This window comes from Streptomyces sp. NBC_01013 (genome assembly GCF_045162765.1).
Classification (GTDB): Bacteria; Actinomycetota; Actinomycetes; order Streptomycetales; family Streptomycetaceae; genus Streptomyces.
Window position 1 is genome coordinate 806,378 of sequence record NZ_CP108687.1, and the last position, 24,480, is coordinate 830,857.

22 protein-coding genes are annotated in these 24,480 nt (G+C 68.4%); 6 read left to right on the forward strand and 16 right to left on the reverse strand.

Translation table 11 applies throughout. The features are described 5' to 3' along the window. Positions 1-8: 8 nt before the first annotated feature. The 16 genes from OG538_RS03475 to OG538_RS03550 all read right to left on the reverse strand — a co-directional run bounded on the left by OG538_RS03475 (position 9) and on the right by OG538_RS03550 (position 16,074). A complete protein-coding gene (locus tag OG538_RS03475) occupies positions 9-728 on the reverse strand; it encodes a hypothetical protein (protein WP_406089992.1) in 720 nt (239 codons plus the stop codon). 48 nt (positions 729-776) lie between these two features. Continuing rightward, positions 777-1,274, reverse strand: a complete 498-nt coding sequence (locus OG538_RS03480; RefSeq protein ID WP_406099974.1) for a nuclear transport factor 2 family protein — start codon at positions 1,272-1,274, stop codon at positions 777-779. A gap of 111 nt (positions 1,275-1,385) precedes the next feature. Next, the gene (locus OG538_RS03485) at positions 1,386-2,045 is read right to left on the reverse strand and encodes a hypothetical protein (protein WP_406089994.1); all 660 of its coding nucleotides are present in this window, start codon (positions 2,043-2,045) and stop codon (positions 1,386-1,388) included. Then, the gene (locus OG538_RS03490; RefSeq protein WP_406089996.1) at positions 2,042-2,563 is read right to left on the reverse strand and encodes a hypothetical protein; all 522 of its coding nucleotides are present in this window, start codon (positions 2,561-2,563) and stop codon (positions 2,042-2,044) included. The genes OG538_RS03485 and OG538_RS03490 overlap by 4 nt, the downstream gene beginning before the upstream one ends. Further along, on the reverse strand, positions 2,560-3,822 hold the full coding sequence (locus tag OG538_RS03495; RefSeq protein WP_406089998.1) for an MlaD family protein: 1,263 nt from the start codon (positions 3,820-3,822) through the stop codon (positions 2,560-2,562). The genes OG538_RS03490 and OG538_RS03495 overlap by 4 nt, the downstream gene beginning before the upstream one ends. Continuing rightward, a complete protein-coding gene (locus OG538_RS03500) occupies positions 3,822-4,976 on the reverse strand; it encodes an MCE family protein (RefSeq protein ID WP_406090000.1) in 1,155 nt (384 codons plus the stop codon). Before OG538_RS03500 ends, OG538_RS03495 begins: the two co-directional genes overlap by 1 nt. After that, positions 4,973-6,079, reverse strand: coding sequence for an MCE family protein (locus tag OG538_RS03505; protein WP_406090002.1), 1,107 nt, complete (start codon positions 6,077-6,079; stop codon positions 4,973-4,975). Before OG538_RS03505 ends, OG538_RS03500 begins: the two co-directional genes overlap by 4 nt. Position 6,080: 1 nt before the next feature. Then, positions 6,081-7,100 (reverse strand): MCE family protein, encoded by a 1,020-nt coding sequence (locus tag OG538_RS03510; protein ID WP_406090004.1) that lies wholly within the window; start codon positions 7,098-7,100, stop codon positions 6,081-6,083. Next, positions 7,097-8,131 carry an MCE family protein gene (locus OG538_RS03515; RefSeq protein ID WP_406090006.1) on the reverse strand — a complete coding sequence of 345 codons (1,035 nt, stop codon included), beginning with the start codon at positions 8,129-8,131 and terminating at the stop codon, positions 7,097-7,099. Before OG538_RS03515 ends, OG538_RS03510 begins: the two co-directional genes overlap by 4 nt. Beyond that, complete coding sequence (locus OG538_RS03520) at positions 8,128-9,441, reverse strand: MCE family protein (RefSeq protein WP_406090008.1); 1,314 nt, start codon at positions 9,439-9,441, stop codon at positions 8,128-8,130. Before OG538_RS03520 ends, OG538_RS03515 begins: the two co-directional genes overlap by 4 nt. After that, positions 9,441-10,244, reverse strand: coding sequence for an MlaE family ABC transporter permease (locus tag OG538_RS03525; RefSeq protein WP_406090010.1), 804 nt, complete (start codon positions 10,242-10,244; stop codon positions 9,441-9,443). Before OG538_RS03525 ends, OG538_RS03520 begins: the two co-directional genes overlap by 1 nt. A gap of 3 nt (positions 10,245-10,247) precedes the next feature. Beyond that, positions 10,248-11,096, reverse strand: a complete 849-nt coding sequence (locus OG538_RS03530) for an MlaE family ABC transporter permease (RefSeq protein WP_406090012.1) — start codon at positions 11,094-11,096, stop codon at positions 10,248-10,250. Continuing rightward, positions 11,093-12,088, reverse strand: coding sequence for an ATP-binding cassette domain-containing protein (locus tag OG538_RS03535; RefSeq protein ID WP_356318569.1), 996 nt, complete (start codon positions 12,086-12,088; stop codon positions 11,093-11,095). The genes OG538_RS03530 and OG538_RS03535 overlap by 4 nt, the downstream gene beginning before the upstream one ends. A 720-nt stretch (positions 12,089-12,808) precedes the next feature. Next, positions 12,809-13,759, reverse strand: coding sequence for a hypothetical protein (locus OG538_RS03540; RefSeq protein WP_406090015.1), 951 nt, complete (start codon positions 13,757-13,759; stop codon positions 12,809-12,811). A gap of 79 nt (positions 13,760-13,838) precedes the next feature. Then, the gene (locus OG538_RS03545) at positions 13,839-15,305 is read right to left on the reverse strand and encodes a DUF6801 domain-containing protein (RefSeq protein ID WP_406090016.1); all 1,467 of its coding nucleotides are present in this window, start codon (positions 15,303-15,305) and stop codon (positions 13,839-13,841) included. 133 nt (positions 15,306-15,438) lie between these two features. After that, positions 15,439-16,074 carry a hypothetical protein gene (locus OG538_RS03550; protein ID WP_406090018.1) on the reverse strand — a complete coding sequence of 212 codons (636 nt, stop codon included), beginning with the start codon at positions 16,072-16,074 and terminating at the stop codon, positions 15,439-15,441. 1,190 nt (positions 16,075-17,264) lie between these two features. Here OG538_RS03550 and OG538_RS03555 point away from each other — a divergent pair. The 6 genes from OG538_RS03555 (at position 17,265) to OG538_RS03580 (ending at position 24,457) form a co-directional block, all read left to right on the forward strand. Next, positions 17,265-18,479 (forward strand): helix-turn-helix domain-containing protein, encoded by a 1,215-nt coding sequence (locus OG538_RS03555; RefSeq protein ID WP_406090020.1) that lies wholly within the window; start codon positions 17,265-17,267, stop codon positions 18,477-18,479. Positions 18,480-18,735: 256 nt separating this feature from the next. Then, a complete protein-coding gene (locus OG538_RS03560; RefSeq protein ID WP_406090022.1) occupies positions 18,736-18,999 on the forward strand; it encodes a hypothetical protein in 264 nt (87 codons plus the stop codon). A 93-nt stretch (positions 19,000-19,092) separates the two neighbouring features. After that, positions 19,093-19,566 carry an SCP2 sterol-binding domain-containing protein gene (locus OG538_RS03565; protein ID WP_406090023.1) on the forward strand — a complete coding sequence of 158 codons (474 nt, stop codon included), beginning with the start codon at positions 19,093-19,095 and terminating at the stop codon, positions 19,564-19,566. A 5-nt stretch (positions 19,567-19,571) separates the two neighbouring features. Beyond that, complete coding sequence (locus OG538_RS03570; RefSeq protein WP_406090025.1) at positions 19,572-20,786, forward strand: acyl-CoA dehydrogenase family protein; 1,215 nt, start codon at positions 19,572-19,574, stop codon at positions 20,784-20,786. A 715-nt stretch (positions 20,787-21,501) separates the two neighbouring features. Then, positions 21,502-22,329: a hypothetical protein gene (locus OG538_RS03575; RefSeq protein WP_406090027.1), complete on the forward strand. Its 828-nt coding sequence runs from the start codon at positions 21,502-21,504 to the stop codon at positions 22,327-22,329. A 55-nt stretch (positions 22,330-22,384) separates the two neighbouring features. Further along, the gene (locus OG538_RS03580; protein ID WP_406090029.1) at positions 22,385-24,457 is read left to right on the forward strand and encodes an MDR family MFS transporter; all 2,073 of its coding nucleotides are present in this window, start codon (positions 22,385-22,387) and stop codon (positions 24,455-24,457) included. Positions 24,458-24,480 lie beyond the last annotated feature (23 nt).

The following is a 24,480-nucleotide window of genomic DNA, read 5'->3' on the forward strand; positions in this document are numbered from 1 at the left end:
CCCCCGGGTCACCGGGTGAACGTATCGATGGCGGATATCCGCCAGGTGCCGTCCCGGCGGACGGCGTCCACGGCGAACATCGCCGCGGCGTAGGTGGTCTCCTCCGACTTGCCCGTACGGGTGTTGCTCTGATCGGCGAAGATGATCAGCCGGGCGCGGTCGCCGTCGAGCAGCTCCACACCGCTCTCGGTGACCGTCGTGGTGAGGACGAGCTTCTGCTTCGGTGCCTGTGCCCGAACCTCGGCCAGCATGTCCGTGTGCTGCTGGACGGCCTTGCCCGTCAGGTACTTCTTCACGGCGGTTCCGGCTTTGGCGGGCGAGGCGTAGTTGTACGAGAACACCGCGCCGACGGCCTCGGTGATCTGCCCCTTCACCTCGCTGGTGCGGGCGATGTCGGTGAGCGCCGTGTTCCGCCGGCCCGGGTCGTCGTTCAGGGTGGCGGCCGAGGTGAACGCCCACGCGGCGAAGGCGCCGAGGAGGACGGTCAGGGCGCAGAGCACGGCGGGCAGTCCGATCCGGAGCCGGGCCGGCCGGCCGGAGGGCGGCTCGTCCTTTCCTGGCTTCTCCTGCGGTCGCGCCTCGTCGGCGGCGTCGTCGTCCTGCGCGGACTCGTCGAGGACGGTCTCGGGGTCCACGGGCTCGCGCACGGGGGCGGGCGTGGCGGTACGTTCGGCGGCGACGGTGGCCAGGCGTCGCTGCCGGTTCACGAGGTGGCGGGTCGTCGACATGGTCCGTGGGTCCTCTCGGTGCGGGGTGGGAGTCGGTGGCGTGAGCCGTCAGCCGGCGGTGTTGCCGACGGGCGCCTGGCCGAGGGCGCTGAGCTTCCACCCATCGGAGGTGCGGGTGAGCTGGCCCAGCATCCGGCTCTCCTTCACCGCGGGCTTGCCCTTGGGCGCGGTCACGGTGACCCGCAGGGCCACCATCACGCCTGCCTTGCCGGCCCGGTCGTCGAGCTCGGTGACCGCGCCGGACAGCACTTTGGCCGTACTGACGGTCTTCGCGGCCTGGATCTGTTTCACGAACCCGTCCCGTCCGTCGACGAGTTGCTGGTGCAGGTCTCCGGTGGTGGAGTCCTCCCAGCTGTCGAGGCCCTTGGCGAGCTGTTCGTGGTCGAGCGTGTTCATGTTCTGCACGGCCTGCTCGCCGGCGGCGAGGGCGTCGTCGCGCGCCTGGGCGTACGCCGCCGAGCCGTCGTGCTCCGCCTGGTACCAGGACACTCCGCCCCAGCCCGCGGCGCCCGCCGCCGCGACCGTCAGCACGATCGCCGCCGCCACCAGCGGATTCCTCGTCATCCGTACCCGTGCCATCGTTGCCTCTCCCTGCCGGCCGGTCTGTGCTGTGCGTGCTGTTCCTGCGGTACTGCTGCGCGTCGCCCCTCGCGGGGTCTATCTGGAGTTGATCTCTACGATCGTCCAGCGTCCGTCGCGGAGTTGAGCGGTGACCGAGAGCTGAGCCGCGGCCCTGCTGGCGGCCTTCCCCTTGCGTTCGTAGACCTGGTCCAGGAAGACGAGCAGGTGGGCGCTCTCGTCGGTCAGCCTGGTCACCCCGGCCCGTACGACGTGAGTGGTGAGGGTGAGCTTCTGGTCGGCCGCCTGTTTCTCCACCTGGCCGAACAGCGCCGCGTACTGCTGGAGCGCTTTGCCGGCGAGGAGTTGCTTCGCGGCCTCCTTGGTGACGCCGGTGGCTTCCGGGCTGTAGGAGAACACCTTGCCGAGCGCGTTGGTGACGTCGCCCGCCACCCGGACGGTCGCCGCGCTGTCGGTCAGCGCCCTGTTGGAAGTGGCGGGTGTATCGCGCAGTTGACGCCCCGCTGCGAAGAGTCCGCCACCCGCCACGAGCAGCACGACGACGAGGACGCCGACCGCCACGCGCAGCGGGCGGTGACCCGCGCCGGGCGCTCGCTCGTCCTCACCGGCCCCGGTGTCCGCCGCGGTGTCCTGCCCGAGCTCGTCGCCCGGTACTTCGTCCGCCGCGACGTCGGGCCCGCCGACGCCTCCCGGATCCGTGCCGATGGTCACGACCGCCGCCCCTCCCTGCCGCTTCATGTGCCGCTCCCGACCGCTATCGCCGTGAGCGCCTTGACCTTCCAGCCGTCAGCAGTCCGGGCGAGGGTGGCCTCGAAGCGTTTGCGTTCGGTGCCGCCCTTTCCGGTGCGCGGGGTGACCTGGACATCGACGGTCGCGATCATCTCGGCGGTGCCGGTCCGCTGGTCAAGGGCGGTCAGCGCCGCGTCGGTAACCTTTCCGCGCGCCGTGGCACCGGACTTCGTCAGCTCGCCCGCGTCCTTGCTCCGGGTGCGTGCGAGCTGTTCGTGGAGCGGCCCGGTCGAGGAGTCGAGCCAGGTGCCGAGTCCCGTGTTCACGCTCCTGGCGGACTTGCCGTCCAGGCTGTTGAGCCGCGAGAGGTGCAGCTTCCCGTCGGCGAGCGCGGCGTCGCGGCTCTTGGCGTAGGCGAGGTCGTCGTCGCCGCGTGCCTGTGCGTAGGACCAGCCGCCGAGTGCGCAGATCAGTACGGCGGCAAGCAGCGCGGCCCAGCCGCCCAGCGTCTTCGTACGGGGTGTCACGCGCCGCCTCCTTGTCCGAGGCCCAGCAGACCGGCCATGCCGCCGGTGGCCGGGGCTGTGTCGGCAGGTACGCCGAGCGCTCCGGGGAGCCGGTGCTGTGCGTCGTCGGACAGAAGCATCGAGCCGGGCTTGGCCGGCGGCGGGAGGGCCCCGCCCTTCGGGGCGTTCGCGCTGCCGCGGACGTTGATGCCCGTTCCGGGCGACGAGGTGCAGCGGGCCTTGGTGTTGACTGCGGGGCCGGCCGTGACGTCGAGTCCGTTGCGATAGGTCGTGCCGCCGTACCCGGCGGTGCAGGGGAGGGGCTCGAAGAAGGTGACCGACATGCCGAAGCGGGCACCCTTCTCGTCGACCGCGCTGGAGCCCGCTGCCGCGACGGCCGGAAGCTTCACCAGGAGCTCCTCCAGTCCGCGCTGCCGGGTGACGGCGATGTCCGACGTGGTGAGGAGGTTGGCGACGACTACGCCGAAGCTCGGGTCCAGGTCCCGCAGGAGTCCGCTGATCTGGCCGGTCGCGTCGGGGGCGACCGCGATCAGCTTGCGCAGGTCGGTGTCGGAACCCTTGAGCTCGGCGGCCAGTTCCTTGGCGCCCGAGGCGAACCCCCTGAGCGCGTTGCCCTGTTCGGCCTGCGTGCGCAGTACGGTCTCGCCGTCGATCATCAGCCGGGTGTTGACGGGCAGTGCGTCGTCGGCCGCCTGGACGAAGTCGCTGCCGGTGTCCAGCAGCACCTGAAGGTCGTCGCCGCGTCCCTCGAAGGCGGTGCCGAACTCGTCGACGACCGTGCGCAGCGATTCGAGGTCGACGGAGCCGGCGAGGTCGTCGACGCTGGTGAGTACGTCGGTGACGGGCGCCGGAACGGTCGTGTCGGCCTGGTCGATGACGGAGCCGTTCGCCAGGTACGGCCCATCGGTGCGGGTCGGCCGCAGATCGACGTACTGCTCGCCGACCGACGAAAGGTTGGCGACGACGGCCTTCAGCGCGTCCGGGATGGGCGGGGCGTCCTTCTCGATGCGCAGTTCGGCCTCCACCCCGTCATCGGTGAGTTCGATGGGTCCGACCCTGCCCACGGAGACGCCCCGGTAGGTGACGTTGGAGTGGGTGAACAGGCCGCCGGTCCGGGGGAGCTCGACCTTGACGGTGTAGTAGCTGCGCATGCCGACGTAGTGGCCGAGGTCGGCGTAGCGGACTCCCAGGTAGCCGAGTACGAGTACCGCGATGATCAGGAACGCGATGTTCTTGAGCCGGATGGCCAGGGTGATCATCAGTTGCTCCCCTTCGTCGTCGAGGTGACCGAGGGAAGGGGCAGCGGCAGGGCCGGGCCGGACCTCCGGGCCGCGCTGCCCGGGACCGCCGGGGGTGTCGTTCCGGCGGGGACGAGCGGCGGAATGATCTGTGTGCCGGGCATGGCCGTCACATCCAGGTAGACGTTGAGGTAGTCGCCCTTCACCCCGCGCAGCACCTCGTCCGTGAACGGGTAGGTGAGCAGCACCTGAAGGGAGTCGGGAAGATCCTGGCCGGAGTCGGCGAGGGCCTGGAGCGTGGGGGCGATGGCCTTGAGGTCGGCGACCATGTCGGCCTTGCTCCTGTTGACCGTGTCGACGGCGACGGTGGAGAGGGTGTCGAGCGAGCGGAGCATGGTCATCAGCGAGCCGCGCTGCTTCTCCAGGACCTTCATGCCGGGGCTGAGCCCGGTGAGGACCGTACCGACGTCCTGTTTGCGGGTGGCGAGGGTGGCGGAGAGCCGGTTGACTCCGTCGAGGGCGTCGGTGATGTCTCCCTTGTGCCCGTCCAGGTCGGTCACGAGGGTGTTGACCCGCTTCAGCATGGAGCGGACCTGCGGTTCCTGCCCGGCGAGTGCCTTGTTGAGTTCGGTGGTGATGGTCTTGAGCTGGTTGATGCCGCCGCCGTTCAGCAGCATCGACAGCGCCCCGAACACCTCCTCGACCTCCGGATTGCGGTTGGTCCGGGTCAGCGGGATGCGGTCGCCGTCCGCGAGTGCCCCCTGAGCGGCGCCGGCGGCGGGCGGGGAGAGCTGGATGTACTTCTCGCCCAGGAGGCTGGACTGTTCGAGGTGGGCGTAGGCGTTGGCGGGCAGTCTGATCTTTCCGTTGACCCGCATGGTGACCTTGGCGTTCCAGCTGCCTGAGGCCAGCGAGATCTTGGTGACGCGGCCGACGGCCACGTCGTTGACCTTGACCGAGGACTGCGGGGCGAGGCTGAGTACGTCACCGAACTCGGCGGTGATCTCGTACGGGTGGTCCCCCAGGTCCGCGCCACCGGGCAGGGTCACCTGGTCGATGCCGGTGAACGTCGGCAGGTCGACCGTGGTGACGATCAGGGCCAGGCCGACGCCCACCGCGAGCACGGCGGCGACGCCGGTCACGCGGGCGCCGGGTCTGCGCAGGACGCGGCTCATCGGTTCGCCCCCTTCTTCTGCGTGGCGGTCTTGTCGGGGGTGCCGTAGACGGTCCCAACGGCGGGCAGCGGCAGTGAGGGCAGGGCCTTCTGCCGTACGGAGTCCACCGGCGTGAGTCCGGCCGGACCGGCGGTGAGCGGACCGCCCATGGAGAGTTCGTTGAGGTTGGTACGGCCGTTCAGGGTGCGGTTCAACGGGTCGTAGGCGTTGATCACGTTGCCCGCGGCGAGCGGCAGCGTGTCCAGGGACTCGGCGAGCGAGGCGCGCTGGTCGACCAGGGTCTGGGTGATCGGCACCAGGACATCCACGTTCGCCTTGAGGGCGCCGCGGTTCTTCTGGATGAAGGTCTTGACCTGCCCGAGAGCGGTGCCCAGTTCCTTCAGTGCGGCGCTGATGTTCGTCCTGTCGTCGGCGAGGAATCCGGTGACGGAGTTGAGCTGCTGTTCGGCGGCGCGGACGTTGCCGTCGTTGTCCTTCAGCATGGTGGTGAAGGTCTGGAGGTAGGACAGCGTGTCGAAGAGGTTTCCGCTGCTCTTGTCGAGGGTCTTCGTCGCCTTGCCGAACTGCTCGATGGAGTCCCCGATGGCCTTTCCGTTTCCGTCGAGGTTCTCGGCGCCGGTGTCGAGGAGCTTGGCCAGGGCGCCGTTCGCGTTGGCCCCGTCGGGGCCGAGCGCGGTGGAGAGTTCGGTGATGGAGGCGTAGAGCTGATCGACCTCGACCGGCGTCGCGTTCTTCGCGGCCGGCAGGACGGCCTCGTCCGCGAGTACCGGTCCCCCGTCGTACGCGGGGGCCAGCTGCACGTACCGGTCGGCCACCAGGCTGGGGGCGACGACCACGGCGTGCGCGTCCTTGGGCACCTTGACGCCCTTGTCGACCCGGAGCGTGACCTGGACCTCCATGCCCTTCGGCTCGACGCTCTCGACCCTGCCGACCCTCACGCCGAGGATCCGCAGGTCCGATCCGGCGTACACGCCGGTGGCCTGGTCGAAGTAGGCGGTGACGGTCGTCGTTCCCTCCTCGTCCATGGCCATCACCCCGGAGGTGGCGGCGACGGCCACGACGGCGAGGCCGGCGCCGATGCCGACGATGCGCGTGATTCTCATGTCAGCGGCCGCCTTGCTGCTTGGGTGGCATGCATCCGGTAGCCGGAGGAGTGCCGGCGGGAAGGTAGTCCTTGGGGACGACCCCGCAGACGTAGTTGTCGAACCAGCGGCCGCTGCCGAGGGTGTTGCCGACGAGCCGGTTGTACGAACCGGCCAGGGACAGCACCTTGTCGAGGCTCTTGCGGTTCTTCACCAGGACGGCGGTGACCCGGCCGAGCGAGTCCAGGGTCGGCTTCAGTTGCTTGTTGTTGTCGGCGACCAGACCGGTGAGCTGGGTGCTCAGGTCCCGGGTGCCGGTGAGCAGCAGATGGATGGAGTCGCGGCGCGCCTGGATCTCTCCCAGGAGCAGGTTGCCGTCCTTCAGCAGGGTTTCGAAGCTGCTCTTCTTGTGGGCGAGCGTCTTGGTGAGCCGCTTGCTGCCCTTGAGCAGGGTGGCCAGCTGGGCATCACGCTCGGACACGGTCCGGGAGAGGGCGGAGAGCCCGTCGGCGGCGCTCCTCACGTCGGGGGGCGAGTCCTTGAAGGTGGCGGAGATCGTCTCGAAACTCTTGGCGAGCTGCTCGGTGTCGATCTCCCCGATGGTCTCGCCCAGTCCGTTGAACGCCTGGGTGACGTCGTACGGAGAGGTCGTCCGGCTCGCGGTGATGCGCAGGTCCGGGTCCTGGGGACCGGTGCCGAGCGGGTCGACGGCGAGGTACTTCTCCCCGAGGAGGGTCTTGATGGCGATGCCGACGGTGGAGGAGTTGCCGATCCAGGCGTCCTTGACCCGGAAGCTGACCTTGACCTTGGCACCGTCGAGGGAGACACCGGTCACCTCGCCGACCTTGACGCCGGCGATCCGTACCTCGTCGCCGTCTCCCAGGCCTGCGGACTCGGTGAAGTCGGCGGTGTACGTGGTGCCGCCGCCGATGAAGGGCAACGAGTCGGCGCGGTAGGCGCCGAAGCCGGCGAGGGCCAGGACGAGGAGGCCGACGATGCCGATGGCCACGGGATTGCGTTCCCGCAGGGGTCTGATTCTCATGCCAGGCACCTGCTCGGTGTCGTGATCCCGATCCCGGTGGGCGGTGCGCTGCCGTCCTCGGTCGTCACACCACTGACCTTGGCCTCGCAGAGGTAGAGGTTGAGCCAGGAGCCGTACGAGGCGAGGCGGCTGATCGCCTCCATCTTGGCCGGGGTCTTCGTCAGCATGTTCTCGATCTGCGGTGCCCCCTTGTCCAACTGGTCAGACAGGCGGCCGAGTTGCTTGATGCCGTCCTTGAGCGGCTTGCGCCCGTCCTGCAGCAGGTCGGCGGTCACCGTGGTGAGTGCGCCCATAGCCGTGACCGCCTCCCCGAGCGGTTTGCGGTCGCCGGAGAAGCCCGTGACAAGTTCCTGGAGCGTGTCGACCAGGTCGTCGAAGCCGGCTTCCCGGTCGTTCACGGTCTTCAGTACCGTGTTGAGGTTCTTGATCACCTCGCCGATCACCTCGTCCTTGGCCGCGACCGTGGTGGTCAGGGAACCGACGTGCTGGAGGATGCTGTCCACGGTGCCGCCCTCGCCCTGGAGTACCTGGACGATGGAGCCGGCGAGCTGGTTGACGTCCGGCGGGGACAGCCCTTCGAAGAGGGGCTGAAAGCCGTTGAAGAGCTGGGTCAGGTCGAGTGCCGGGGTGGTGCGGGAGAGCGGAATCGTCTCTCCGTCCCGAAAGCTCCTGCCGACCGGCCCCGCGCCCTGGTCGAGGTCGATGTAGCGCTGGCCGACCATGTTGAGGTACTTGATCGAGGCAGTCACCGAGGCGGGGAGCCTGCGCCCCTTGCGGACGGCGAAGCCGACCTCGGCGAGCCGCCTGTCGGCCACCTCGATGGACTCGACCTGCCCGACCTTGACCCCGGCGATCCGGACGCTGTCACCGACGATCAGACCGGTGGCGTCGGTGAACCTGGCCTTGTACGTGGTGGTGTCGCCGACTCCGGTGTTGGCGATGGACAGACCGAGGACCGTGGTGGCCAGGACCGTCACCAGGATGAAGACGATCGATTTCGCGAGCGGACCCACGAGGGAGCGGCGCTTCACTTGAGCTTCACCTCCGCACCGCGGAAGGCCGGACCGATGAGCACGCTGCTCCAGTCGGGCAGGGTCTGCGGCTGGACTTTCAGTGAGGGAGCGACCAGCTCGTTGACGAGCCGGCTCTCCTGCGGGGAGTTGGGCATGCCGAGTGCGGTGTCCTTCGCCGCGGGCGCCGTGCTGGCCTGCTCGTCGGCGTCCGCCTTGTCACCGGGAGCGACCGATGCGGCGGCCCGGCCGGCGGCGGTCGGCACGGCCGCTCCGACGTACGGAACCGAGTAGCAGTGCGGTCCGCCGGTGGCGTCGTAGACCGGGGTGTCCTTGCCGGGCTGGTACTTCCCCTTGGAGGCCACGGCCTTGAGGGTGACGTGCAGACCGGGCTGGTCGGTGCCCTTGCCCAGCGCCTTGTCCATGGCGGGGACGAACCCGGCCATCGTGCGCAGGGTGCAGGGGAATTCGGCGGAGTACTTCGCCAGGAGTTCCAGGGTCGGCCGGCCCGCGGCGGAGAGCCGGATCACATTGTCCTTGTTCTCCCTCAGGAACGAGGTGACGTCCTGCGCGGTGGCGGTCGTGGAGCCGTAGAGGTCGGCCAGTTCCGCCTGCTGCTCGGCGATGGTGCCGCTGGTGGTGGTGAAGTCGGTGAGGGCGTCGAGGATGTCGGGGGCCGCGTCCGCGTACACCCTGCTCACCTTGACGAGTTCCTTGATGTCGGCGTTGAGCGTGGGGAGCTGGGGGTTGAACTTCTGCAGGTGCCTGTCGAGCGTGACGAGCGTGTCGCCGAGCTTCTCGCCGCGGCCCTGGAGGGCCTGCGACACCGCGTTGAGGGTGGCGGAGAGCTTGTCCGGCTGGACGGCGGTCAGCAGCGGCAGGACGTTGTCGAGGACTTCCTCCAGCTCGATGGCGTTGCTGGAGCGGTCCTGCGGAATGACGGCTCCGGGGCGCAGCGTCTGCGCGGAAGGTACGGCGGGCGGCACGAGTGCCACGAACCGCTCGCCGAAGAGAGTGGTGGGCAGCATCTGGGCGGTGACGTCGGCCGGAATCCGGTCGAGCTTCCCGGGATCGATCGCGAGGGTGAGGCGCGCTCCCTCGCCGTCGACGGAGATGTCACGGACCTGTCCGATGACGACGCCCCGCAGCTTCACGTCGGCGTTGTCGTGCATCTCGTTGCCGACGCTCCCCGTGCGCACGGTGACGGTGGCGTCGTCGGTGAACTCCTTCTCGTACACGGCGACGGAGACCCAGATGAGCAGGGCGGGCACGAGCAGGAAGGTGACTCCCGCGAGTCTGCGGCGGGCGGTGCGCGTGGTCCGGTTCTTCATCAGCCGGCCACCTTCACGGTCGTCGTGGCGCCCCAGATGGCGAGCGAGAGGAAGAAGTCGGTGACGCTGATCAGCACGATCGCGTTCCGCACCGAACGGCCGACGGCCACGCCCACCCCGGCGGGTCCGCCGGTGGCGTGGAAGCCGTAGTAGCAGTGCGCGAGGATCACCATCACGCTGAAGATCAGCACTTTGAGCACCGACAGCAGGACGTCCTGTGGAGAGAGGAAGAGATTGAAGTAGTGGTCGTAGGTCCCTGCCGACTGTCCGTTGAACAGGACGGTGACGTAACGGGAGGCGACGTACGAGGAGAGCAGCCCGATCGCGTACAGCGGGATGATGGCGACGACCCCGGCGATGATCCGGGTGGTGACGAGATAGGGCATGGAACGCACGCCCATCGACTCCAGACCGTCGATCTCCTCGTTGATCCGCATGGCGCCGAGCTGGGCGGTAAAGCCCGCGCCGACGGTCGCGGAGAGCGCGAGCCCGGCGACGAGGGGTGCGATCTCACGGGTGTTGAAGTACGCGGAGATGAATCCGGTGAAGGCCGCGGTGCCGATCTGGTTGAGGGCCGCGTACCCCTGGAGGCCGACGACCGTACCGGTGGCGAGGGTCATCGCGATCATCACACCGATGGTGCCGCCGACGACGCCGAGGCCGCCGCTGCCGAAGGCGACTTCGGCGAGGAGACGCTGCACCTCCTTGAGGTAGCGCCTCAGCGTTCGCGGGATCCAGATCAGAGCCCTGATGTAGAAGGTGAGTTGGTCACCGGATCGGTCGAGCCAGCTGAGCATCGACATCGGTCAGCTCCCCTTCGCGGGGACGATCTGAAGGTAGATCGCCGTGAGGACCATGTTCACGAAGAACAGCAGCATGAAGGTGATGACGACGGACTGGTTGACCGCGTCCCCCACTCCCTTCGGACCGCCGCGCGGGTTGAGCCCGCGGTAGGCGGCGACGATGCCGGCGATGAAGCCGAAGATCAGGGCCTTGATCTCGCTGATGTACAGGTCGGGCAGCTGGGCCAGGGCGGAGAAGCTGGACAAGTAGGCCCCGGGGGTGCCGTCCTGCATGATCACGTTGAAGAAGTAGCCGCCCATCGTGCCGACAACGGAGACGAGACCGTTGAGCAGTACGGCGACCAGCATGGTGGCCAGGACCCGGGGCACGACGAGGCGCTGTACGGGCGAGACGCCCATGACCTCCATCGCGTCGAGCTCCTCGCGGATCTTGCGCGATCCGAGGTCGGCGCAGATGGCCGAACCGGCCGCCCCGGAGACCAGCAGCGCCACGATGATCGGACTGGCCTGCTGGATCACGGCGAGGACGCTGGCGCCTCCGGTGAAGGACTGGGCGCCGAGCTGCTGGGTGAGGGAGCCGACCTGGAGGGCGATGACCGCACCGAACGGGATGGAGACGAGGGCGGCGGGCAGGATGGTGACGCTGGCGACGAACCAGAACTGCTCGATCAACTCCCGCACCTGGAAGGGCCGGCGGAAGGTCTCGCGGCACACGGTCCCGGCGAGGGCGAACAGCCTCCCCGTCTCACGCAGCGGGGCGAGCAGCCGCGTCGGCCGTCTCTCCTCGGGTGCCTTCTCCGGTATCCGGTCCGCCGGCGGTTCGGGGGGCCGCACCGGCATGGGGGCCGTCATGGGCGCCCACCGCCCGCCGCCGGGCTGTAGCTGTTGAGGATGGCGGTACGGGCCGCCTCCGGCAGCTGTCCCATCATCGACATGACCCGCTCCCGGCGGCGCAGGGCGCCCTGCCGCACCGGCAGCCCCGGCGAGGGCTCCAGCTGCGGGACGACGGTGCGCGGGGCGTTGGCCGAACTGATGCCCCGCCCGTAGCCGTTGAGTTCCTCGGCGGCCAGGGTGGCGGCGTCCTTCTCCTCGGACATGCCGATGGGTCCTTCGCGGCGCCCGGCGAGGAACTGGGAGACGACGGGCAGATCGCTGGTGAGCAGCACCTCGCGCGGCCCGAAGGTGACGAGGTTGCGGCAGAAGAGCATGCCCATGTTGTCCGGGACGGTGGAGGCGATGTCGAGATTGTGGGTGACGATCAGCATCGTCGCGTCGATCTGCGCGTTGAGGTCGATCAGCAGCTGCGAGATGAACGCGGTGCGGACCGGGTCGAGCCCGGAGTCCGGCTCGTCGCAGAGGATGATCTGCGGGTCCAGGACGAGCGCGCGGGCCAGCCCGGCCCGCTTGCGCATACCGCCGGATATCTCGCCGGGCAGTTTGTCCTCGGCACCGAGGAGACCGACGATGTCGATCCGCTCCATGACGATGCGGCGGATTTCCGATTCCTTCTTGCGGGTGTGTTCGCGCAGCGGAAAGGCGATGTTGTCGAAGAGGGACATCGATCCGAAGAGCGCGCCGTCCTGGAACATGAGCCCGAACAGCTTCCGGGTCTCCATGATCTGCCGCTCGGGGCTGTTCACCATGTCGACGCCGTTGATGAGCACTCGTCCCTGTTCGGGCTTGAGCAGGCCGATGATGGATTTGAGGAAGACTGTCTTTCCGGTGCCGGAAGGGCCGAGCATCACGCTCACTTCGCCGGCGGGCAGGGTGAGGCTGACGTCCTGCCAGATGTTCTGCTTGCCGAAGGATTTCGTGAGGCCCTCAACGACTACTTCGATTCCCATCGGCCCTCCCTCGACATATCGGTGAACGAAGTCATCTGTCAGCGCTCCGGCTCTGAGAAATCCAATGGCGGCTCGTCACACATGCACCAGGAGGCGCACGTTATGTCCGCCGAAACCGCCAGGACAAGCCGTTGAACAGCGGAAATCGACGAATGAAGTGCTCGGTGTGGATCACTTGTCACCGAGTGACAAACCAGTGAATCGGTTTTGTCGGAAGGTGCGTAAGTGATCCGCGTGCGGCTCCGGGGGCCCACGGCCCACGGAGGCCGGGGTCGCGAGACCCGGCGGTGAGGGTCGCGCACCGCCCCCGACACCGGCGTGCGAAGCGATTCCCCCGGACGGAATCCAGGTCAGGGACGGCGCGACCGGGATTCCACGTGCGTGGAAGAGGAAGTTTTCAGGGCGATCTCCACCCCTCACCGCGGACGCTACGGCCCGGTAACCTGAGTGCGCAATACTGGTTCGTCATTTTTCTTCGCACTGACCGAAGAACAGATATTTCTTGTATCGCAGTGAGTGGGCGGCCGCCGAAACCTGTCCGGAAGTGAGGCATTTCCTCGGCACGTCATCACCCACCGATGGGCGTTTTCATCACCGCCGGCACAACGCGGCCCGCCCCGGTCAGGGATCACCTGACCGGGGCGGGCCCGAATGCGGGAGATGAGCGAATGCGCACGGAGTGACAAACTTTCCCCGCCTCTCCCGCGGGAGGAACGACTACTACTTCACTCCGGCGTGCCAGTTCTCCGAGAGGATCTTTCCGGCATCCGGCACGACCAGGCCCGGCGCGCTGAGACCGGAGGTGTAGGTCGAGGCGTTGTTCAGCACGAGGTTGCTCTTCCCGGAGGCGGCGGGCAGTCCGGTCTTCAGGTCGAGCACGCCGTTGAGGAGGCCACCCAGACCGCAGCCACTGGACTTCGGCACGGAGAAGGTGCTGTCACCCTGGCTGGCGCCCGTCAGCGCGATCTGGAGCAGCGATCCGTCCGGGTTCGTCGCCCCGTTGGGGTCGAACAGGGTCACGCCGAGCGTCGGTGCACTCAGGTTGCCCGGGTGCAGGACGATCGGGTTGCTGGTCGAGCCGAGGTAGCAACCGGATCCGAGAAGAGGGTTCTCCAGGTGGATACGGATCGGCAGCGTGACGATCGGGCCGGAGCTGAGCCCCGCCACCAGGTCGAAGTCGGTGGGCGTGCCCGCCGATTCCACGGTGGCCGTCACCTTGTTCAGCGTTGCGTTGGTGATCTGCCCGCAGATGCCCGACACGACCGGGATGTTGCTCGGGCACACCAGGCCCAGCAGTCCACCCGGGATGGTGGTGGCGCCGCTGATGATGGACCCGCCGGCGGGGGGAACCACGGTGTACGTGCCCTGGGCCGGGTGCTGGATGACACCGAACTGGAGGTTGGTCGCCCCGGTCGTCGCCGTGGTGTTACCGAGCTTGATCGTGCCGTTCGGGGACGCCGAGGTCACGCAGAGGGCGATGTCGTCCTCGCCGTCCGTGGCCAGCATGGCGGGGTTGTCCACCGGACACCGGTTGAACGGGGCCCAGCTGCCGTTGAGCTCGGTGGCCGCCGTGGCGGCGCCCGCGGGCGAGGCGGCCACCGGCACGACCAGCGCGGCGGAGGCGGCGACCGCGAAAAGGCCCTTGCGCCAGCTCTTCGGGACAGGTCTCATTGTTCCCTCGATTCGATTGGGCCACTGTGGATAGCTGAACTCGGTGCGATGTACGGCCTTCTCGCGGAACCGTGGTGGTTCAGCGTTCCGCCGTGGGTATGGCGATCGGCTGCCCGTCGGGCGTGCAGTACGTCGGATCGGCGCTCACGGTCGCGCACGGAGCACCCTGGATCTGCTTGACGTAGCCCGATTCGCCGGAGATCGACGCGGTGAACAGGCTGTCGAGGTCCTCACCGGCAGTCCCGCATCCGCTGAACGGCGGGATGGTGACCGATCCCGTCAACGGGCCACCGCCCACCAGGGTGTACCCGTCGATGACGCCGTCCGACGTCCGCGTCATCCTGCCCTCCAGGGACAGGCTGAACGGCCTGCTCGTGCGGCACGAGTCCCCGACGTCCATCGGTACGCCGTTGACCTCGACATCGTGCAGCCGCATGGTGAAGTCCAGCGTGATGAGCGTGATGTTCTTGCTGGAGCCGTCCGACAGGTCGATGGCGATGTCGGACTTGATGTTGGGGATCTGAATGCCGTCAGCACCGGTCTTCGGCGGTATCTGGGTCATCTCCAGGACCGCGGTGGTCGGCATGAAGCCGAACGTGAGGAACGTGCCCTTGGCCGGCGGGAGCTGCGGCTTCCCCTTGTACTGCATCACCACGGCGGAGTCCTGGTAGATGTGGAGGAAGCCGGGCTGGGAGAAGTCCGGACGCGTCTCCCCCTGGGTGATCTGTGCGCACCCCACGGGGAACTTGGTCGCGCTGTGGAGTTTCTTCACGTTCGCGTAGCCGGTGACGTAGGCCACCATGTTGAGGCCGTCGTTCGGATCACCCACACACGGGGGCACGTCGGCCGGCGCCGCCTTCTGCTTGTGGGCGCCGACCTCGGGCGCCGCTGGATCGTCCGCCGCGGTCTTCTTGCTGTCGTCACCGGTGGACCAGGTCGGCTCGGGGGTGGCAGCGGGCTCCTCCCCTGCGATACGTACTGTCCCCAGGGTCGTCTCCTGCTCGACGTCCGGTGTGCAGGCGAGAGCAGCGGTGGGCGGTTCGAGGGACGTTCCGTCGGCCTTCCTGGGCGTGAGGACACCGGAGAGGCCGGCAGCCGTGAACGCCAGATCGCCCGACGCCATGGGCCGCACGAAGGGAACACTGCCGGACGTGGTCAGCGTGAGGTCGCCGGTCCCAGGGACCCGGACCGCCCCGTCGGTGTTCCCGATCCACTCGGTCTGCGCCCGATGTTCCTTCTGCGCGACCTGCGTGGTCAGCCGCGTCTCGACGCCCAACGTTGCCGCACCCGCGGCGGCCAGGTCCTTGAGAGCGGTTTCCGGCAGGGTCACTTCGGTCAGGACGTCGGTCGGCTGGATGATCTCACCGGGCTTCGCCGCGTCCGGCACCGTCGCGGTGATCTTGACCTTCACCGGCTGCCTGCCCGAAGGGAAATCGCACGTGTAGGCAAGATCGGCATCGATCTCGTGATCCCCGGCCCTCGCCTGCGCGCCGGGCAGCATTCCGCCCAGCAGTACCGCGGTCGCCACGACGGCACTGCGTGCCATGGCACGACGCCGGGCTCCCGCCGCCTGGATGCGCATCACTTACGGTTTCTCCCTTCGAGCGGGCCGGACGCGGATCGCACGGCGGTGACCCGCCGTGCGACCCCGTTTCCGCCCACGGATCACACGGGGCGGATCAGCTGTAGACGATGGTCGGCTTGACCGTTCCGCCGGCCGGTGTGACAGCCGCGTAGGAGGCGGTGAAGGTCGGGGTGTTGCCGACGGCCGCGATGCCGGTGCAGCCGCTCGCGCTGACCGCCGAGACCGTCAGCTTGTAGGTGGCGTTGTTGCTGACCGCCAGCTTGCCGGTGGAGTTGGTGTAGGTCGCCGCGACGCGGCCCGTCACCGAGAAGGTGCAGGTGAGCACCTTGATGGTGGCCTTGACCCCGTCGATGTAGCCGCTGGTGACGCCCGCACTGTAGGTGTTGGCCACCAGACGCCACGGCGTCGAGGTGTCGGTGGTCGGCGTCACGACGCCGAACGCACTGGTGCATCCGGAGAACGTCAGCGGGGCGATGGTGCCCACCTGGACGTTCGTGGTGCCGCTCGCCGACGTCAGCACACCGCTCGCTGCGGAGGACGAACAGGTCATCGGGATGCTGTTGAGCGTCAGCACCGCGTTCGTGGCCGAGCCCGAGAACGTCTCGGGCGAGGTGTTGGGACCGACCGTCCACACGGCCGTCGCGCCTGCGGTGGCGGCGGGGGCGGCGAGGACGACGGCGGCGGCGCTGGCACCGACAGCGACAGCGAGCCTTCTGAGGGAATTGCGCACAGTAGTTCCTCCGATTCGACAGTGCGGGTGCACTGTTGCGGGGACGCACTCGGGATCCTGCACAGACGCAGGGGAGTGCGGCGATGAACCGTGTTGCGTGGGGGCCGTGCATGGTCAGCCACACACGTTCTGTGACAGGCCGTGACGTTACTTGCGGGAAACTTCCAGCACAATCCTGCTGGTCAAGATTCTCCTCAAGAGAATTTTTCCTCGTCCGCGGGTCACTAATTTGCCTGAGCGGCTTAGCACTTACTGCGCACTTTCCCGGCCACATCGGACCACTGCGCCCCCGTCACCCGGCTCGGCGCATACATCTCCGACCCACCATTCCGCGCGGACGGGGGCCGGCCCGACACCTCGATGCGCGCGCCCAGCCGCGATCCGGCGGCGACTCCTGACGGCCGAATTCCCTGGTGACAACCACGCAGGGCGCATCGGCACACCGCGCACGGCCGCGGGCCGATGTGCGGCCAGCGCCACGCAGACGACGCTCACTCCTTTTTTCGTTGATGAGCGAGTGAGATCCAGTCCGGGCCCACTCGGAAATGCGCGGGAACCGCGCTCGGGAACCCGTGGGAACTCTCCTGATTCCGCCGCGGCCGGCCGCCCATTACGGACGCGCCGAGGGAGTGACCGGGGAACGGAGTCGGCCACGCACCCGTGGTGACTGTCCGTAAGATTTTGCGGTCACTGCGCCCCAGCGCCCGGAGAACTCCGGAATACACACTTCCGATTAACCTCCACCACCCGTCACAGTGAATGCCGGGAGCCCGGAAGGCGCCATGCACACGGGAATCACGGAGGGAGCAGGACGGCGCACCACATCGGGCACCACCGCGGCCCATGACAGCGCGCCGCAGACACTCGACTTCCGACTCCGGGGACATTCGACGACGAATCGACCTGAGATCTCCCATGTTTCCCATTACCCAGGGTTACTTCATTGTCGAGAGAGGAGTAATTGTCCGAAAAACATTGTCCTGAAGTGAGCACTCGCGTCTCACCTGCACGGAAGCACCACAACGCAGCCACGATGTGTGTCCCCTGCATTCTGATCTTGTTCAAGTGGTGTGCACGGTCACCACGTTGGTCTATCTTCATCGCGAACTCAGTACGCACGTGTCGGTTCGTGGGAGCGCTTTCCCCACTGCCTCACCCCCCACCGGGCGCCGGAGAACAAGGGGACAGTCATGCCGCATCTCATTCATCCGTCCGACGCCGGCGACCCCCTGGGACCACTCCCCCAGGAATTCGCCGCCATTATGCGGCCCGAACTCCCCAGCCTGATCAAGGAGATCGGTGTGGAGGTGACCCGGGCGTACCCGGAGTACGCGCGCCTGCTCGACGGCCCCAACGGACACGCACTGCGGGTCGGCGTGGAACAGAGCCTCTCCTCATTCGTCGACCTGGTGGCCGAACCCACCACGTCCACGACCCTGCGCGACGAGATGTGCCGCCGCTTCGGCCGGTTCGAGGCGTACGAGGGCCGCACCATGGAGACGCTCCAGGGGGCCTACCGGCTCGGCGCACGAGTGGCGTTACGAAGAGCGAAGAAGGTCGGCCGGAGCTACAACTTCTCCCCTGCCCTGATGCTCAGCTTCGCCGATGCGCTGTTCGCCTACATCGACGAGTTGGAGTCCCTGTCGCGCGAGGGGTTCCTGGAGGTCCATTCGCAGTCGGGCGAGCAGAGCGAGGCCATGCGCCGTCGTCTGCTCCATCTCATCCTCGCCGGACGGCCGGTGCCGCGCACCGCCATCGCCGAGCTCTGCGAGCAGACCGGGTGGGCGCTGCCCGAACAGGTCACTCTCGTGGCAGCGCGGGCGCCCGCCGGTCTCGACCGGGTCGAAGCCGACCGCGACATGCTCGTCGATCTCGGCGGTCCGCAGCCCCACTTACTGATCCCCGGGCCGCTCGACGAGGCCCGCAGACAGATGCTCGACCGGGCACTCATCGGCACCCGTGCGGCGATCGGCCCGACCGTACCGACGGCACAGGCCTCGGATTCCATCCGCTGGGCACGCCGGGTCCTGGAACTCATCGACAGCGGAGTCATCGACGACGCCCCCGTCGTACTGTGCGAGGACCATCTGGTCACCCTCTGGCTGCTGTCCGACCCCGCCCTGCTCGACCAGCTCGCCCAGCGAGAGCTCGCTCCGATCGCGGGCATCAGCGCCACGCGGCGCGACAGGCTGGTCGAGACCCTGCGCATCTGGCTCGACACCCGCGGCACCGCTGCGCACATGGGCGCTCTCCTCGACGTGCACCCGCAGACCGTCCGCTACCGCATGCGTAACCTGGAGACCATATTCGGTGAACAGCTCGTCGATCCCGAAAGCCGATTCTCGACCGAGGCGGTCCTGCGCGCGCTCCAACTTCGGGCGCGCAGCGAAGACATGTCTCTCTGAGCAGCGCTCCGGCCGGGCGACCTGCGCATCGTCGCCCCGGTGGGCGGCGGAAGCGACGCCGACCGGAGCACGTACGTCACGAGGGGTCAACTTACCGACAGGTAAGAGGAAATAGCCGGTCACTCCCAAACGGTTGCCACACGGAGACGTTCTCAACGAGAAACCCGGAACTGCGTCCCGTACATATGGAGGAGTCGTCCGCCCACCCGGCGGTCCCACGTCCGACCTCCTGGCCACCATTCGAGAGGGAACCCCCATGACCGCCTCACACCTGCTCGTCCCCGTTCCGATCCCGGACCGCATCGCCGCACTGATCGGCTCCTGCATCCCCTCGAACATCCTGGAGGCGGAGTTCGACGCCGAGTGCGCCGCGCGCGAGGTCCGCAGGTTCCGCGGCCCGCGGCTGGGCATCGAGGACCAGGCCGACCGCGAGCAGGCCCTGTCCGAGCTGGCCCGCGCCAACAAGGTGCTCTCCGCCCACCACCCCCGGCTGGCGGTGCGCCCCGGCGGCTCCTGGTGACGGCGGGTCCACCGCCGCGCCGCCACCTTGCGGAGATGCCGCCCTGCACTTACCTTACTCGGAAGTAAGTTTACTCCAGAGTAAGGAACTGGCGTGGCCGACAACAGCAGCGGCAACCTCACCGACGAACTGACCGCACTCGACTTCGCGGCCGTATCCCCGCAGGAGTTCGCACGGATCGTGAAGGGCCTGTCCGCCAAGCAGCTCGGCGAGGTCATGCACGGCGAACTGCGTACCCGGGTGCTCGGCGAGGTCTTCGGCCGGATGAAGCAGCAGTTTCGTCCGGACGCTGCGGGACCGCTCACGGCACTGATCCGCTGGAAGATCACCGGTGACACCGAAGCGGTCTACGAGACCTCGATCGCCGACGGGACCTGCACCATCAGCGAGGGCCGCTCCGACGCCGAGCCGCGCACGACGCTGGTGATGGGCGACGCGGAGTTCCTCAAACTGGTCTCCGGCAACGGCAATCCCGTGACGATGTTCATGATGCGCAAGCTGAAGGTGGCCGGCGATGTCGGCCTCGCCTCAGGCCTTACCCGCTACTTCGACATCCCGAAGGCCTGAGCGCGATGAGCTACTTCTCCCTCGCCCTGACCGAGGAACAGCAGGACCTGCGCAACTGGGTGCACGGCTTCGCAGCCCAGGTGGTGCGCCCGGCGGCCGCCGAATGGGACGCCCGCGAGGAGACGCCCTGGCCCGTCATCCAGGAAGCGGCCCGGATCGGTCTGTACGGATTCGAGTCGCTGGCCGACATGTACGGCGACCCCACGGGTCTCTCCCTCCAGATAGCCAACGAGGAACTCTTCTGGGGCGACGCCGGCATCGGCATGGCGCTCTTCGGCACCTCCCTCGCCGTCGCCGGCATCTTCGCCTCCGGCACACCGGACCAGCTCGCCGAGTGGGTGCCCCAGTGCTACGGCGACGAGGACGCCCCGAAGGTCGCGGCGTTCTGCGTCTCCGAGCCTCAGGCCGGCTCGGACGTCTCCGCCATGGCCACGAAGGCCCGTTACGACGAGGCCAAGGACGAGTGGGTGCTCTCCGGCCAGAAGGCGTGGATCACCAACGGCGGGATCGCCGAGGTCCATGTGGTGGTCGCCTCGGTCGATCCGACGCTCGGCGCGCGCGGACAGGCCGCGTTCATCGTGCCGCCCGCCACGAAGGGCCTGGAGGCGAGCCGCGCCATCAAGAAGCTCGGGCTGCGGGCCTCGCACACGGCGGACGTCTTCCTCGACGACGTCCGGGTGCCGGGCCACTGCCTGCTCGGGGGCAAGGAGAAGCTGGACGCCCGGCTCGCCCGTGCCCGCGAGGGCACCAACGCCAAGGGGCAGGCGGCGATGGCGACCTTCGAGGTCAGCCGCCCGACCGTCGGCGCCCAGGCGCTGGGCATCGCGCGGGCGGCGTACGAGTACGCGCTGGAGTACGCCGGCCGGCGCGAGGCCTTCGGCCGGCCCATCATCGAGAACCAGTCGATCGCGTTCGCGCTGGCGGACATCCGTACGGAGATCGAGTCCGTACGGCTGCTGATCTGGCAGGCCGCGTGGATGGCCCGCAACGACCGCACCTTCGACGCGGGGCAGGGCTCCATGTCCAAGCTGCGCGCCGGTGAACTCGCGGTCTCCGCAACGGAGAAGGCAGTCCAGATCCTCGGGGGAGCCGGGTACAGCCGGGAGCATCCGGTGGAGCGGATGTACCGCGACGCCAAGATCTACACGATCTTCGAGGGGACCAGCGAGATCCAGCGCCTGGTCATCGCACGGGCGATCTCGGGACGCCACATCCGCTGACGTGGGGTCATGCCGCGGGGGCCGGAGTGAACCGCACCGGCAGCGACTGCGGTCCCGGGGTGAAGACACCTGTTCCGAGGGGGTGACCCCGTCCGCGGGCCGCACGTCGGGCATGGCGTCCGGCAGCAGGTCCACGCCGGTCCCGCACCTCGGCCCTGGCCGGCGGCGCACCGGCACGGAAGTGCCGGCCCAGGCTGAGCGCCAGATGGTCGGCGGCAGCGGAGCAGGGCGTGGTGCCGGCCGGATCTGCCTGTCGTAGTTGTCGGGTGGTGAGCTCCCCGATCCCGTCCTTGAAGACCCGCTCGCCGTCCTCGTACCGGGCGACGATGAACTGTTCGTGGCGTCGTGCCCGATCAGCGGGTGGTATCGCGCATGATCCGCTAAGGGCTGTCCCGCAATTCCTGGCGGGCGCACGACGACAGCTACGGCACCTCGCCGCGTTGTCGAAACGCCCGAATACATCCAGTATGCGGGCGCCTCTCCGCCTTGCGATGCACCGCATCCGACGCCGCGCGCTGATCCACCACGAATTGCGGGACAGCCCTTGGACCCCTGGAGACCGGGCGGCGAACGCGGGCGAGAGAATGTCAGGCACGGGTGGTGCTTGCGAGGCGAGCGACTCTTGTGGGGCGGACGTCATGATGCTCCCTGGTCGTTGACGGGCAACGCCGCCAAGGCCATTGACCCACCGACCATCTGGAACCCTGGGGGAATCATGCCCGCCGGCCCACGCCCGTCCGTCCTCTTCGTCACCGACCTCGCCTACGAGGCCCGTGGACGCCGGTACTGCGACGAGGACATCTATCTGACCTCACGACTGCGCGAGGACTTCGACATCGCGCTCTGTCATCCCCGCGATGCCGCCGCGCTGCTGGAGGGTTTCGATGCGGTCGTCGTCCGTAACAGCGGCCCGGTGCTGCACTACCAGGAGGCGTACGACGAGTTCTGCGCGCGGGCCCGGGAGCTGGGCACGCGGGTGTACAACCCGCTGACGGGCCGCGGCGACATGGCGGCCAAGCAGTACCTCGTCGATCTGAGCCGGGCCGGGTATCCGGTGATCCCCACCGTGGACCGGGCGGCGGATCTGGGGCTGCTTCCCGAGTCCGACGGCTACGTCATCAAGCCGAAGCTGGGCGCGGACTCGGTCGGGCTGCGGTTCGTCCGTACCCCGTCCCTGCCGCCCGAGGCGGACGGCGCGCAGCTGGTCCAGCCCCGGATCGACTTCCGCTACGAGGTGTCCTTCTACTTCGTCGACCACGACTTCCAGTACGCGCTGAACGCCCCGTACCCGGAGCAGCGGTGGGTGCTGGAGCCGTACGAGGCGAGTGCGGCGGATCTCGCGTTCGCACGGTCGTTCATCGACTGGAACACCCTTGACCACGGCGTCCAGCGGGTCGACGCGTGCCGGACCGCCGCGGGTGAGCTGCTGCTCGTCGAGCTGGAGGACCTCAATCCGTACCTCTCGCTGGACCGGGTGGGCGAGCCGGCGCGAGAGGCGTTCGTCGCGCGGATGAAGGCGTCGCTGAAGGATCTGCTGGGCTGACACGTCCGGCTGTCCCCCGCATGCGGGTGGCCGGACGCGGTGTGAGGGTGCAAAAGTGACCACTGCCAGCGAGACCGCCCCCGCCGCGCAGGGTGCCGGCGCACCACCCCTGCTCGATCCGCGCCGCCGGAACATCGTCTTCGCCACGATCGTGCTGGGCATTCTGCTGGCCGCCCTGGACCAGACGATCGTGGGCACCGCGCTTCCCACGATCGTCTCGGACCTCGGAGGCGCCGCCCACATGTCGTGGGTGGTCACCGCGTATCTCCTCGCGGAGACGGTGGCGACGGTGCTGGTCGGCAAGTTCGGCGACCTGTTCGGCCGGAAGATCGTCTTCCAGCTCTCGGCGATCATCTTCATCACCGGTTCCTTCCTCTGTGGCCTCGCGACCAACATGACGCTGCTGATCGTGTGGCGCGGTCTCCAGGGCATCGGCGCGGGCGGTCTGATGGTCACCTCCATGGCGCTGATCGCCGACGTGATCCCGCTGCGCGACCGCGGAAAGTACCAGGGTGCGATCGGCGCGGTCTTCGGCGTGTCGACCGTCATCGGGCCACTGCTGGGCGGACTCTTCACCGACCACCTGACCTGGCGCTGGGCGTTCTACGTCAATGTGCCGATCGCGATCGCGGTGGTCATCGCGGCGGCCCGCACCATTCCGTCCGTGAAGGCTGCGGGACGCCCGGTCATCGACTACCTGGGCATCGCCATGGTCACGGTCGGGGCGAGCTCGCTGATCCTGGCGACGAGCTGGGGCGGCAACGAGTACGCCTGGGGCTCCCCCGTCATCATCGGCCTCTTCGCGCTCGGTCTGGTGGCCCTGGCCCTCTTCTGCCTCGTGGAGTTCCGGGCGAAGGAGCCGATGCTGCCGATGCGGCTGTTCGGGAATCCGGTCTTCACGGTCTGCTCGATCCTCAGCTTCATCGTGGGCTTCGCGATGCTCGGCGCGATGATCTACCTGCCGACCTACCTGCAGTACGTGGACGGGGACTCGGCGACACTCTCCGGGGTCCGGACGCTGCCGATGGTCATCGGTCTGCTGGCCGCCTCGATCTTCAGCGGGAACGTGGTCAGCAAGACGGGCCGTTACCGGATCTTCCCCATCGTGGGTTCGCTGGTCATGGCGGTCGGACTGTTCCTGCTGTCCCGGATGGGTCCGCACAGCGGGGTGTGGCGGGAGTCGCTGTACATGCTGGTTCTCGGGCTCGGCATCGGCCTGTGCATGCAGGTGCTGACGATCGCGGTGCAGAACACCGTCGACTACGCCGATCTGGGCACGGCGACCTCGGGCGTGACGTTCTTCCGAACGCTCGGCAGCTCCTTCGGTACGGCGGTGTTCGGGACCATCTACGCCAACTCGCTCGGCCCCAATCTCAAGGACGGGATCGCGGCGGCGGTGCGGGCGGGCGGTGATCCGGCGGTGGTGGCGAAGGCATCGCAGAGCCCGGAAGGGCTGCACTCCCTCCCCGACGCCCAGTCGGCGCCACTGGCCCAAGCCTATGCCGACACGCTGCACACGGTGTTCCTGTGGACGGTGCCGGTCGCGGTGCTGGGCTTTGTCGTCGCGCTGTTCCTGAAGCAGGTGAGACTGCGGGACACGGCACGGGCCGGCTCGACCGACATGGGTGAAGGGTTCGCGTCGCCGAGCGCCGGGGACTCGGCCCGGCTGCTGGAGTTCTCCGTGGCAAAGGTCCTGCGCCGGGTGGACCCGGACACGGCCCGGCGGATCGTGGCCTCGTCCGACACCCGGCTCGACATGGCGGGGGCCTGGGCGGTGATGCAGGTCGAGCTGTTCACCCGGATGGTCGGCCACGCGGGGCTCCGGCTGATCGCGGCCCGGCACCGGATTCCACCAGAGGTCCTGGTGCCCGTGTTCGACCGCATGATCGAGGAGGGGTACCTCACCGGGGACGGTCGTCTGTTCACGCACACCGAGGCGGGCAGCCGGGAGGCGAGGACCATCAACGACGCCTGGTCCCACTGGCTCACCGAACAGCTGGGCGACCAGCAGGAACAGGCGGACGACGCCCGGCTGCGCGCCGCTGTCGACGTGATCGCCAAGCGGCTGCTTGCGGAAGACCTCGCCCAGGAACTCTCCCCGACGGCCCCGGCGGGCGCACCGGTCTGAGGCCGGTCCGCGTCCGCCCGGCC

What these genes read in the sequence shown, in the direction of transcription:
- OG538_RS03505 (WP_406090002.1), bottom strand. Translation starts at nt 6,079, where the DNA reads ATGAGAATCACGCGCATCGTCGGCATCGGCGCCGGCCTCGCCGTCGTG.
- OG538_RS03500 (WP_406090000.1), bottom strand. Translation starts at nt 4,976, where the DNA reads ATGAGCCGCGTCCTGCGCAGACCCGGCGCCCGCGTGACCGGCGTCGCC.
- OG538_RS03510 (WP_406090004.1), bottom strand. Translation starts at nt 7,100, where the DNA reads ATGAGAATCAGACCCCTGCGGGAACGCAATCCCGTGGCCATCGGCATC.
- OG538_RS03575 (WP_406090027.1), top strand. Translation starts at nt 21,502, where the DNA reads ATGCCCGCCGGCCCACGCCCGTCCGTCCTCTTCGTCACCGACCTCGCC.
- OG538_RS03495 (WP_406089998.1), bottom strand. Translation starts at nt 3,822, where the DNA reads ATGATCACCCTGGCCATCCGGCTCAAGAACATCGCGTTCCTGATCATC.
- OG538_RS03475 (WP_406089992.1), bottom strand. Translation starts at nt 728, where the DNA reads ATGTCGACGACCCGCCACCTCGTGAACCGGCAGCGACGCCTGGCCACC.
- OG538_RS03555 (WP_406090020.1), top strand. Translation starts at nt 17,265, where the DNA reads ATGCCGCATCTCATTCATCCGTCCGACGCCGGCGACCCCCTGGGACCA.
- OG538_RS03545 (WP_406090016.1), bottom strand. Translation starts at nt 15,305, where the DNA reads ATGGCACGCAGTGCCGTCGTGGCGACCGCGGTACTGCTGGGCGGAATG.
- OG538_RS03525 (WP_406090010.1), bottom strand. Translation starts at nt 10,244, where the DNA reads ATGTCGATGCTCAGCTGGCTCGACCGATCCGGTGACCAACTCACCTTC.
- OG538_RS03535 (WP_356318569.1), bottom strand. Translation starts at nt 12,088, where the DNA reads ATGGGAATCGAAGTAGTCGTTGAGGGCCTCACGAAATCCTTCGGCAAG.
- OG538_RS03570 (WP_406090025.1), top strand. Translation starts at nt 19,572, where the DNA reads ATGAGCTACTTCTCCCTCGCCCTGACCGAGGAACAGCAGGACCTGCGC.
- OG538_RS03530 (WP_406090012.1), bottom strand. Translation starts at nt 11,096, where the DNA reads ATGACGGCCCCCATGCCGGTGCGGCCCCCCGAACCGCCGGCGGACCGG.
- OG538_RS03560 (WP_406090022.1), top strand. Translation starts at nt 18,736, where the DNA reads ATGACCGCCTCACACCTGCTCGTCCCCGTTCCGATCCCGGACCGCATC.
- OG538_RS03485 (WP_406089994.1), bottom strand. Translation starts at nt 2,045, where the DNA reads ATGAAGCGGCAGGGAGGGGCGGCGGTCGTGACCATCGGCACGGATCCG.
- OG538_RS03540 (WP_406090015.1), bottom strand. Translation starts at nt 13,759, where the DNA reads ATGAGACCTGTCCCGAAGAGCTGGCGCAAGGGCCTTTTCGCGGTCGCC.
- OG538_RS03520 (WP_406090008.1), bottom strand. Translation starts at nt 9,441, where the DNA reads ATGAAGAACCGGACCACGCGCACCGCCCGCCGCAGACTCGCGGGAGTC.